The sequence below is a fragment of the Amycolatopsis sp. SID8362 genome (assembly GCF_010550475.1).
Taxonomy (GTDB): domain Bacteria; phylum Actinomycetota; class Actinomycetes; order Mycobacteriales; family Pseudonocardiaceae; genus Amycolatopsis; species Amycolatopsis eburnea.
Genome location: NZ_JAAGNB010000142.1, coordinates 1 through 10,359, shown reverse-complemented (window position 1 = coordinate 10,359; position 10,359 = coordinate 1). Strand labels below are relative to the sequence as shown.

Annotated in this window: 11 protein-coding genes; 3 read left to right on the top strand and 8 right to left on the bottom strand. The window is 72.2% G+C overall.

The genetic code is table 11. The features are described 5' to 3' along the window. Positions 1 to 58 precede the first annotated feature (58 nt). From G3I65_RS05555 to G3I65_RS05545, 3 genes are all read right to left on the bottom strand, one after another. Positions 59 to 1,168, bottom strand: a complete 1,110-nt coding sequence (locus G3I65_RS05555; RefSeq protein WP_160695143.1) for an inositol-3-phosphate synthase — start codon at positions 1,166 to 1,168, stop codon at positions 59 to 61. A 126-nt stretch (positions 1,169 to 1,294) separates the two neighbouring features. Further along, positions 1,295 to 2,566, bottom strand: coding sequence for an ROK family transcriptional regulator (locus G3I65_RS05550; RefSeq protein ID WP_309235279.1), 1,272 nt, complete (start codon positions 2,564 to 2,566; stop codon positions 1,295 to 1,297). A gap of 244 nt (positions 2,567 to 2,810) precedes the next feature. Then, positions 2,811 to 3,263: a MarR family winged helix-turn-helix transcriptional regulator gene (locus G3I65_RS05545; RefSeq protein ID WP_160695142.1), complete on the bottom strand. Its 453-nt coding sequence runs from the start codon at positions 3,261 to 3,263 to the stop codon at positions 2,811 to 2,813. A gap of 140 nt (positions 3,264 to 3,403) precedes the next feature. Here G3I65_RS05545 and G3I65_RS05540 point away from each other — a divergent pair, with 140 nt between their 5' ends. Next, positions 3,404 to 4,588 (top strand): MFS transporter, encoded by a 1,185-nt coding sequence (locus tag G3I65_RS05540; protein ID WP_160695141.1) that lies wholly within the window; start codon positions 3,404 to 3,406, stop codon positions 4,586 to 4,588. 23 nt (positions 4,589 to 4,611) lie between these two features. Further along, on the top strand, positions 4,612 to 5,445 hold the full coding sequence (locus G3I65_RS05535; RefSeq protein ID WP_160695140.1) for an aldo/keto reductase: 834 nt from the start codon (positions 4,612 to 4,614) through the stop codon (positions 5,443 to 5,445). 252 nt (positions 5,446 to 5,697) lie between these two features. Here the strand turns inward: G3I65_RS05535 and G3I65_RS05530 are convergent, their stop codons facing one another. Continuing rightward, positions 5,698 to 6,537, bottom strand: coding sequence for an SAM-dependent methyltransferase (locus G3I65_RS05530; RefSeq protein ID WP_160695139.1), 840 nt, complete (start codon positions 6,535 to 6,537; stop codon positions 5,698 to 5,700). Between the two features lie 97 nt (positions 6,538 to 6,634). Next, positions 6,635 to 7,732 (bottom strand): hypothetical protein, encoded by a 1,098-nt coding sequence (locus G3I65_RS05525; protein WP_160695138.1) that lies wholly within the window; start codon positions 7,730 to 7,732, stop codon positions 6,635 to 6,637. Between the two features lie 238 nt (positions 7,733 to 7,970). Between G3I65_RS05525 and G3I65_RS05520 the strand changes: the two genes are divergently transcribed. Next, a complete protein-coding gene (locus G3I65_RS05520) occupies positions 7,971 to 8,381 on the top strand; it encodes a hypothetical protein (protein WP_160695137.1) in 411 nt (136 codons plus the stop codon). 53 nt (positions 8,382 to 8,434) lie between these two features. Here the strand turns inward: G3I65_RS05520 and G3I65_RS05515 are convergent, their stop codons facing one another. From G3I65_RS05515 to G3I65_RS05505, 3 genes are all read right to left on the bottom strand, one after another. Continuing rightward, the gene (locus G3I65_RS05515) at positions 8,435 to 8,635 is read right to left on the bottom strand and encodes a hypothetical protein (RefSeq protein ID WP_160695136.1); all 201 of its coding nucleotides are present in this window, start codon (positions 8,633 to 8,635) and stop codon (positions 8,435 to 8,437) included. 88 nt (positions 8,636 to 8,723) lie between these two features. Next, the gene (locus G3I65_RS05510) at positions 8,724 to 9,263 is read right to left on the bottom strand and encodes a type 1 glutamine amidotransferase domain-containing protein (RefSeq protein WP_160695135.1); all 540 of its coding nucleotides are present in this window, start codon (positions 9,261 to 9,263) and stop codon (positions 8,724 to 8,726) included. A gap of 142 nt (positions 9,264 to 9,405) precedes the next feature. Continuing rightward, on the bottom strand, positions 9,406 to 10,359 hold a 954-nt coding region (locus G3I65_RS05505), incomplete at its 5' end, for a PP2C family protein-serine/threonine phosphatase (protein ID WP_160695134.1).

The window sequence follows — 10,359 nt, the reverse complement described above, 5'->3', positions numbered from 1 at the left end:
ACGGCGTCCCCGGGCACGGTCAGCGCGGCGGGCGCGCGGACGAGTTCGACGAGCGCCTTCACCGGTGCGCCCACTCGCGCAGGGCCGCGTACTGCGCCGCCAGGTCGTGCGGGCCGTCCCCGACGGGGTCCTTGAAGAAGAAGCCGAACTCGGCCACCGGGCCGGCCACGCCGTCGCGGCAGGCCTTGCCGGTCAGCCGGGCGAGGTCGAGCACCAGCGGCGCGGCGAGCGCCGAGTCGCAGCCCTGCCAGGTGAGCTGCAGCGTCATGCGCGCGCCGAGGAACCCCTCGAACAGCACGTGGTCCCAGGCGGTCTTCCAGTCGCCGAGCGCCGGGACGTAGTCGATGTGCACCTCGCCGTCGACCTCGCGCCCGAGGTTCTGCGAAAGCACCTGCTGCTTGGACGCGTTCTTGCTCGCCGCCGCGCCGGGGTCGGACAGTGTGGCGCCGTCGCCCCCGCCGAGCAGGTTGGTGCCCGACCACGCCAGGACGTTCAGCGCGCGCTGGGCGAACATCGGCGCGAGCACCGACCGCAGCAGCGTCTCGCCGGTCTTGCCGTCGCGGCCCGCGTACGGCTGTCCCGTGGCACGGGCCAGTTCGTCGAGCGCCGGCAGGCGCGCCCCGGTCGACGGGGTGAAGTCGACAAAGCCACAGCCGGCGCGGAAGGCCGCGTAGGCGTACAGCGCGCTCGGCGGCAGGGTGTCCAGCGCGTTCTCCAGCGCGGCCAGGGAAGCGTGCGCGGGGTGCGGCTCGCACGGCGGTTCGGTGGAGGAGACGTTGACCACGACGACGTGGTCCAGACCCTCCCGGAACTCCGTGAGGTCCGCGACGATCCGGTCGACCGCCGCCTGCCCGCCCTCCGACGGCGCCGGGCGCAGCCGGGCCTCGGCCGCCTCCAGTTCCGCGGTCACGGCGACGGGCAGCGCCGACGGCAGGACGCCCGCCGCGGCCAGGTGCTCGGCCCGCTTGACCAACGGCGTGTCGACGACGTCGTGGCCCCCGAAGACCAGGTCCCCCAGCCCGGGCAGCTCAGCCCCGGCGAACTCCGGCGACTCGGTCACGCAGCCGGTGCGCGCGGCCAGTCCCGCGCGCATGGCCGCGGCCCCGGCGACGGCGGTCGTGGCCACCGATCCCCGGGCACCGATCAGCCAGACACCGATCTTCCCCATAACTTCCTCCAGCAGTTCGGCACATCAGCCCGCGACCGGCGGTTCCCCGCCCGGCGCGCGGACGCCCACCCGATCTACATCGCGCGGATCGATCAAGTGTTTCCACCCGGTCGGGGGGCGCGGGCGTCATCCGCTCTCCCGTTCCGCGCGGACCGGGACCAGCGCCGGGTCGTCGAACACCGCCTGCAGCGCCACGTGCGCGCCGCCCCGCGACGCCGCGGTGAACCCCAGCCAGGACAGCTCGACGCGGCAGCCGCCGATCCCCGGGGCGATCACGCGGGTTTCGAGCTCGGCGAGCATCGGGCCGAGCAGGTACGGGCCCAGCTGGGCGAAGTAGCCGCCGAGCAGCACCACCCGCGGGTTGAAGACGTTGACCAGCACCGCGGCGCCGACGCCGAGCCCGGTGCCGACCTGCGCGAGCGCGTCGAGCGTCCGCTTGTCCTTCAGCTCGGCGCGGCGGCGGATCAGGTCGAGCCGCTGTTCGAGGTCCAGCGACGGGTCGTGCACGGGGTCGCCCGGCGACGCGGCGAGCCGCAGCATCCCGGCGAGCCCGACGAGCGTTTCCCAGCAGCCGCGGCGGCCGCAGCCGCAGAGCCGGCCCGCCGGGTCGAGCTGGATGTGACCGATCTCGCCGGAGAACCCCTCGGCGCCGCCGAGCAGCCGTCCCCCGGCGATCACGCCGCCGCCGACGCCGATCTCGCCGGTCAGGTACACCAGGTCGGCGGTGCCCGCGACGCTGCCCATGGCGTACTCGCCGAGCGCGCCGAGGTTCGCGTCGTTGGCCGTGCGGATCGGGAACGACGGCGGGCCGAGCCGCCGGGTCAGCCGCTCGGTGATGCCGCGGACCACCCGGACGTCGGTCCAGTGCAGGTTGGGCGCGAGGGCGACGGTGCCGCTCGCGACGTCGACCAGCGCCGGGATGCCGACGGTGACCCCGGCGGGCGTGACCCCGAGCCGGCGGCACTCCCGCAGCGCCCGCGCGGTCAGCTCCGCACCGGCGTCGAGGACCTTCTCGACGGGGAGCGCGGCCACGTCCAGCGCGACGCGTTGCTCGAACAGGACGGCGCCGGTGAGGTCGAGGGCGAGCGCGGTCAGGTAGTCGACGTTGATCTCCACGCCGATCCCGCCGACCCCGCGGCCGTCGAGCCGCACGATCGTGCCCGGCCGCCCCACCGCGCCGGCGCGCTCGCGGTCGCCTTCGCGGACCAGCCCGCGTTCGGCGAGTTCCGCGACGAGGCTGGACACGGTTCCCTTGTTCAGCCCGGTGTCCGCGGCGATCCCCGCCCGCGACCGGGGACCCGCGTCGCGCAGGTGCCGCAGCACCAGCGAAAGGTTGCTCCGCCGGACGGCGGCCTGGTCGGCCGGGCGCACCGGTTTGAGCGAGAAGGAGGAGTCCACGCCGACACCACCCCAGTTCGTCTGGTGGGACAACAAATTAGGGCGGGCGAAACGATCCGGTCAACGAGTACCGGGACGGGACGAAAGCCGGACAAACGGTGCTGACCAGCGAAACTATCGCACGCGGGAAGCAAAAGTGTCCCACGGATGGAGCAGGGGTTAGGGCGCACGGACGCCCTAATACCGCCGCCGAACGGGAGGGTGCCGCTCAGCGGGAGTTTCGGGGGACTTGCGCAAGCTTGCGTCAGGAGGACGGCACGGAAAGCGTGCCCAGCACCCCGACCAGCGGTGAAAGTTCCGGCAAGGCCTCGGCTTCGGCGAGCGCTTCCGCCAGCGCCGCGTCGTGGGTCGGGCGGGCCGCGGTCAGCAGGGCCTGGCCCGCCGGCGTGACCTCGGTGTAGATGCCGCGGCGGTCGTCGGCGCAGAGGTAGCGGGCCAGCAGGCCGCGGCCCTCCAGCCGGGTCACCAGCCTGGTCGTCGCCGACTGGCTGAGCACCACGGCGTTGGCGAGCTGGTTCATCCGCAGGTGGAAGCCGTCCTGGCGGGCCAGCACGTCGAGCACGGTGTACTCGCTCACCGACAGCTCGTGGTCGCGCTCGAGCGCGCGCTGCAGCTTGTCCTCGATCCGCGCGTGGAGCGCGGCGAGCGTGCGCCAGCCCTGCGCGCGTGCCTCCACGGCGTCGTCGTCCAGTGACACGGTTCACCTCTCCCGCGCTTGCGCGCAACCGGTTGCACGCTGCACTATCAAGCTCGTGCAATATACGGCGTCTGCAACTATCTCGAACGCTTGTAGTTGCCAACGCCCATAACCAGTCTACCCCGGGAAGAAGGAAGTCCATGCCCGCCGCTCTGCTCGCACTGGCGATCAGCGCTTTCGGGATCGGCACCACCGAGTTCGTGATCATGGGCCTGCTGCCCGAGGTCGCGGCCGACTTCGGTGTCTCGATCCCGTCCGCAGGCCTGCTCATCTCGGGCTACGCGCTCGGCGTCGTCGTCGGCGCGCCCGTGCTCACCGCGCTGGCCTCGCGCGTGCCGCGCAAGACCGTGCTGGTCGCCCTGATGGGCCTGTTCATCGCGGGCAACGTGCTCTCGGCGCTGGCCCCGAGCTACGGCCTGCTGATGACCGGCCGCGTCGTCGCGGCGCTGAGCCACGGCGCGTTCTTCGGCGTCGGCTCGGTCGTCGCCGCCTCGCTGGTCGCCCCGGCCAAGCAGGCCAGCGCGATCGCGCTGATGTTCACCGGCCTGACCGTGGCCAACGTCCTCGGCGTGCCCGCCGGCACCGCGCTCGGCCAGGCGTTCGGCTGGCGCTCGACGTTCTGGGTGGTCAGCGCACTGGGCGTGGCCGGCGCCGTCGGCATCCTCGCGCTGGTGCCGCACCAGGAACCCGCACCGGGCGCGGGCCTGCGCGGCGAACTGGCCGTGTTCCGGCGTCCGCAGGTCTGGCTCGCGCTGGTCATGACGGCGCTCGGCTTCGCCGGCGTGTTCGCGTCCTTCACCTACATCGCGCCGATGATGACCGAGGTCGCGGGCTTCTCCAGCGGGGCCGTGACCTGGCTGCTCGTGCTCTTCGGCGGCGGCCTGTTCGCGGGCAACCTCCTGGGCGGCCGGGCCGCCGACCGCAAGCTCATGCCGAGCCTCTACGTCATCCTCGCGGCGCTGGCGATCGTGCTGGTCGCGTTCGTCTTCACCGCGCACGCGAAGGTGCCGGCGGCGATCACCATCGCGCTGTTCGGCGCGGCGGGCTTCGCGACCGTGCCGCCGCTGCAGGCCCGCGTGATGGCCAAGGCCGAGGGCGCCCCGGCGCTGGCCTCGGCGGCGAACATCGCCGCGTTCAACCTCGGCAACGCGGGCGGCGCGTGGCTCGGCGGCCAGGCCATCGGGGCCGGCCTCGGCTACACCGCGCCCAACTGGATCGGCGCCGCACTCGCCGCCGCGGGCCTTGCCGTGGCGCTCGTCTCCGGACTGCTCGACCGCAGGACCCCGGCTAGTTTCGAAGCCGGGGAACGGGTACTCGCCCGATGAACCACCCACCGAAAGGAACCCTCGTGACCAGCGTGCCCGTGATCGAACTCAACAACGGCGTGCGGATGCCGCAGCTCGGCTACGGCGTGTTCCAGGTCCCGGACGACGAGACCGCCACCGCCGTGAAGGCCGCCCTCGACGCGGGCTACCGCAGCATCGACACCGCCGCCGTCTACGGCAACGAAAAGGGTGTCGGCCAGGCCATCGCCGAGTCCGGTCTGTCCCGCGACGAACTGTTCGTCACCACCAAGCTGTGGAACTCCGCCCAGGGCTACGACTCGACGCTCAAGGCGTTCGACGAGAGCATGGCCAAGCTCGGCCTGGAGCAGCTCGACCTGTACCTCGTCCACTGGCCGACGCCGCAGCGCGACAAGTACCTGGACACGTGGAAGGCGTTCGAGAAGCTGTACGCCGACGGCCGCGTCCGCGCGATCGGCGTCTCCAACTTCCAGCCGGCGCACCTCGAACGGCTGACGGACGCCGCCGACGTCGTCCCGGCGGTCAACCAGGTCGAACTGCACCCGTACCTGCAGCAGCAGGAGGTCCGCGAGTTCGACGCGAAGCACGGCATCGCGACGGAGGCGTGGAGCCCGCTCGCCAAGGGCGGCAGCCTGCTGGGTGACCCGGTCGTGGCGGAGCTGGCGGTCAAGCACAGCCGGACGCCCGCGCAGATCGTCCTGCGCTGGCACCTGCAGCTGGGCAACGTCGTCATCCCGAAGTCGGTGACGCCGGCCCGGATCGCGGAGAACTTCGACCTGTTCGGGTTCACCCTCACGGAGGAGGAGGTCGAGTCGCTGACGCCGCTGGACCGCGGTGAGCGCACCGGCCCGGACCCGGACTCCTTCAACGCCGCCTGATCAGATGACGTGAATGACTCATTCATGTCATCCGGCGACAGGGTCCCGGCAAAGTCGCGCGCCGGCGAGCGGGTGACCGGCCGCGGGCTGGCTGCGTGGTCTGTCCGGCGTCGCGGGGATGTTGTGAATGGGTCATTTATGTCGTCTGGCGAAGTGAATGACTCATTCATGTCGTCGCGGCTGGGCGGATCGGCCGTGCTGCCCGACTTTGCCGGGACCCTGTCATCCGGCGACATGAATGAGTCATTCACGTCATTGCTTGCGGGCCACTCCGCCCAGGGTGAGGAAGTTCAGCTCGGACAGCGGGTGCAGGCGCGGGCCGTCCGGCCACCATTCGTGCAGGTAGACCAGGCCCGGCCGGAGCAGCTCGGTCCCGTCGAAGAACCCCTCGATCTGATCCCGCGTGCGGTGGACGCTGCCCAGCCCGGTGCCCTGGAAGCTCGTCTCCAGCAGCCGCGCCAGCTCCTGCCGCGGCGAGTCCTCTTCCGGGTCGAAGTTGTGCGTGAGCAGCAGGTACGAGCCCGGCGCGAGCGCCTCGACGTACTCCCCGACGATCTTCTTCGCGCGGTCGTAGTCGTCGATGTGGTGGATGATCGACGTCAGGATCAGCGCGACCGGCCGCGAGAAGTCGAGGTACTCCTTGACCACGTCGTCGCCGAGGGTGTCGGCCGGGCGGGTCAGGTCGGCGCCCGTCACGTGGGTCAGGTAGTTCTCTTCCAGCAGGGCGCGGCCGTGCACCTGCACCACCGGGTCGTTGTCGACGTAGACCACCTGCGCGTCCGGGTTGTACCGCTGTGCCACCTGGTGGGTGTTTTCCGCGGTCGGCATGCCGGAACCCAGGTCGAGGAACTGGTCGATGCCGCGCTTGCCGGCCAGGAACCGCACCGCGCGCACCAGCCAGTCGCGGTGCTCCTTCGCCATCGTGCGCGCGCCGGGCGCGATCGCCAGCAGGCGCCGCATCGCTTCGCGGTCGACCTCGTAGTGGTCGTGGCCGCCCAGCAGCGCGTCGGACAACCGGGCCAGGCTCGCCTTGCTGAAATCGAGCGCGGCCGCACCGCCCTCGGTTCCGGGGCGCAGGTCGCCAGGCGTCATCGGCTGATCTCCCACTCTCCACGGCAACGGACAGTGCTCAGACTACGACATGCCGTTCACCAAGTGAACCGGGCCGAAGGGCCTTCGCTGCCAGGGACTATTGCCCGAAACGCAGCTCGCGCCAGGACGTTCCGCCGTCCGTGGTGCGGTACACGGCCGAACCGGCTGCGGCATCCGGCTGACCGTCCACGACGACCCCCGTGCCGCGGCCGGGGAAGTCGAGATCGGCCAGCCCGAGCCCGCGCTCCGACAGCGCCGTCGTCGTCCAGGTGCGGCCGCCGTCGGCCGTGCGGTGCAGGAAGCCGACGCCGCCGCCGACCGCGGCGACCGTCGCGGACGTCGGCGAAGCGGCGCCGAAGCCCTGGGTGATCCCGGTGTACGGGGCGGCGTCGTTCCCGCTGAACGCCCCGCCGAGCTGCGGCGCGTGCCGCAGCCGCCGTTCGGTCGACCCGGGTTGCGGCGACCCGGGACTGCTGCTGCACAGCGCCACGACCTGCCGTTCCCGCACGTTGGCGAGCGACGCGACCGACCCGGCCGGGCACGGCGGATCGGCCCGGGTGAAGCGGACGCCGTCGCGGGAGGTCCAGTACGCCTCCGTGCCGTAGTCCGCGCCGAGCGCGACCTGGACCCCGCCGCCGACGGAGAGATCGCCGTAGGTGATCGACCCGGTGACGGCGAACCCGGCCACCGGCGCCAGCACCGGCGAACCGGCGGCCGCGGAGTACAGCCGCGTCGAGCCGCGGCCCTCGCCGTACGAGGTGAGCACCGCGAAGACGCGGCCGCCCGTCTCGGCGATCTTCGAGAGGTAGTACGGCTCGCGCGCGCCGAGCAGGCCGACCGGGTGCCAGCTCGCGCCGCCGTCCCGGGTGGTGCGGAGGTGGACGCCGTCGCTGACGTACGCGACGCGGCTGCTGACGGACGTCAGCGCGACGTGGTTGTGGTTGTCCGGCAACGGCACCGGCGGCGCGCCCAGCCGCCGCCAGTGCGCCCCACCGTCCGCGGTGCCGAGCAGCGCCGGGCACCAGGTGCCCGCGCACGGTGCATAGCCGAGGACGTAGCCGGTGTCCGGACCGGTCCAGCTCGTCGACGCGGGCCGGAACCCCGCCGGTACCGCGGTTTCCGCGTCCGCGGGGAGCGTGGAGACGGCCAGGAGGGCGAGGACGGACGCCAGCAGCGCCGGGATTCTCATGATCACGGGGACGTCCCGGACGGGGCCGGGTTGCCCGCCTCACGCGGGATTCCGTCGCGTGGCCCAGCGGCCGTGGTCACGGCCCGGCCGAGCCCGCGACCACGGCCGAAATCCGGTACGCCACAAACCGGACATCAAGGATTTTTGCGAACTCACGGTTCGCGCCCCCGGACGCCGGGTATCCGGAAAAGAGCCACCGTACGCCCAGATCCGTCCACATCGGACAGTCGAAAGGACGGCGACGATGCCGTATCCCCCGCCCCAGGAGCCGTACGAACCGCGTTACGAACCGGAAACGACGGAAGAAGTCGTCGAGCGGACCCACCCGCGCATCCGGATCGTCCGCACCATCAACGCCTTGATCCACCTCGTGTGCGCGGTGTTCGCGCTGGTCCTGGCCGTGCACATCGTCCTGGTGATCGGCGAGGCGAACTCGGCGAACGGCTTCGCGCACCTGATCAGCGAGTGGTCGTCCGGCGTGTCGCTGGGCTTGCGCAACCTGTTCACACCGGATTCGGAGAAGCTCGCGACGTTCCTCAACGAGGGTCTCGCGGCGGTGCTCTGGCTGGTCATCGGGGCGATCCTGACCGACGTCATCACGCGCGTCGGCGTGCCGGGGCCGCGGCGGGTCTGGTACCGGCGCAGCTACCGCTGACCACGAAGAAGGCCTCCCCAGCCGGGCCGGGGAGGCCTTCTTCACGCTCGTCGTCAGCCCTGCGGCTGTTCCGCGACCGGCTCAGCCGGCTCGGGTTCGTGCTCCGGCCGGGCCTCGTCGGCGGGTTCGGAGCCGCGGGGTACCGGAACGCCCTCGGAGGCGATCGCGTCGAAGTGCTCACGGCACCAACGGCCGTAGCGCCTTGCCTGCACCGTCATCGCGTCCACCTCCTCTCGCCGGGCGATCCTCGTCACACCCTCAGCGTGCTCCGCCGCGGTGCCGAATGCCAACAAATTTAAGCGGGACTTAAGGCACCCGTCCGGGTGAACGTCTACAAAGGACTCAAGCGAACGAGCGCACGACCTCGCGGCAGAACGCCGGCAGGTCGTCCGGGTTCCGGCTGGACACCAGGCCGTTGTCGACCACTACCTCTTCGTCGACCACGGTGGCGCCGGCGTTACGCAGGTCGGTGCGGATGCTGGGGTACGACGTCAGCGTGCGGCCGCGTACGACATCCGCTTCGACGAGCGTCCACGGACCGTGGCAGATCACCCCGACCGGCTTGCCCGCGCGGACGAATTCGGCCACGAAGCGGACCGCGTCCGGGTCCGTCCGGAGGTTGTCCGGGTTCATCGTGCCGCCGGGCAGCAGCAGCGCGTCGAAGTCGCCGACCTCGACGTCGGCCACCTTGCGATCGACCGGGAACCGGTCGCCCTTGTCGATGTCGCCGTTCATCGCCTGGATCTCGCCGGTGTCGAGGGACACCAGCTCGACCGTCGCGCCCTCGTCGAGGACGGCCTGGCGCGGCTTTTCGAGTTCGACCTGTTCGACGCCGTCCGCGGCCAGGATCGCGACGCGGCGCCCGTTCAGTGCGTTCGTCATGGGACTCCTGTCGTCAGGATCGGGTGCATCCGGGGAATTACCCCCTCCACCGGCGCCCAAACCCGGTCCACACAGGACAGTGCCACCCGGGGCTCCGCCCCGAGCCGGGGGCTCCGCCACCCGGAACCCCCAGGAGTGGGGCTCAGTCGGGACACTCCACGGCCAGCACCGCGATGTCGTCGTGAGCGGAACTGCCCAGCCAGTCGCGGACGGCCTGCCGCAGCCGCCGCACCACCTCACGGGCCGGCTCGCCCGCCGCCGCGGTCAGCACCGCGCGCAGGCGGTCGTCGCCGAAGAGCTCGGTCTGGTCGTGGCGGTTGCGGGCTTCGGTGATGCCGTCGGTGTAGAGCAGGCACATGTCGCCGCGCTCGAGCCGCACGACCGCCTCGGCGAACCGGGCCTGCGGCGAGATGCCGACCAGCGTGCCGGGGACGGTGACCTCCTCGACCACGCCCGACCGGCGCACGATCAGCGGCGCCGGGTGCCCGCCGGAGGCCAGCGTCAGGTCGACGCCGCCGTCCACCGGCTGGGCCGTGCCGAGCACGAGGGTGGCGAAGCGGCTGCTGCCGCCGGCGATGAGCAGCTCGTTGAGCAGCCGCAGCAGCGTGCGGCCGTCGCGTTCGACCATGGCCAGCGCGGTCAGCGCGTGCCGGACCCGGCCGGTCAGCGCCGCGGCCTCCGGGCCCTTGCCGCAGACGTCGCCGAGCACTAGGAACGCGCTGCCGTCGTCGTGCGGGAGGACGTCGTAGAAGTCGCCGCCGACCGCCAGCACGCCGGCCGCCGGCTCGTACCAGGTCTCGAACCGGGTGCCTTCGAGCTCGGGCGGGTCGATCGGGCGCAGCGTCGTCTCGAGGCCGCGCGTGGCCTCTTCCTGACGCGCATAGCGCTGGGCGTTGGCCAGCGCCGTCCCGGCCGCCTTGGCGAACTCGGCCACCGCGCGCGTCTGCTCGGCGCCGAACTCGGGGTCGACGCGGCGCCCGAGCAGCAGGGCACCGGTGACGCCGGAGCCCGCGCTGGGCCCGAGCGAGACCACCGAGACGTCGGCGTGGCCGGCGAACCGGTCGGCCACGACGGACGGGAGCGTCGCCACCTCCGG

Coding starts and splice junctions, on each gene's coding strand:
- G3I65_RS05540 (WP_160695141.1), top strand. CDS start 3,404: ATGCCCGCCGCTCTGCTCGCACTGGCGATCAGCGCTTTCGGGATCGGC.
- G3I65_RS05520 (WP_160695137.1), top strand. CDS start 7,971: ATGCCGTATCCCCCGCCCCAGGAGCCGTACGAACCGCGTTACGAACCG.
- G3I65_RS05530 (WP_160695139.1), bottom strand. CDS start 6,537: ATGACGCCTGGCGACCTGCGCCCCGGAACCGAGGGCGGTGCGGCCGCG.
- G3I65_RS05510 (WP_160695135.1), bottom strand. CDS start 9,263: ATGACGAACGCACTGAACGGGCGCCGCGTCGCGATCCTGGCCGCGGAC.
- G3I65_RS05555 (WP_160695143.1), bottom strand. CDS start 1,168: ATGGGGAAGATCGGTGTCTGGCTGATCGGTGCCCGGGGATCGGTGGCC.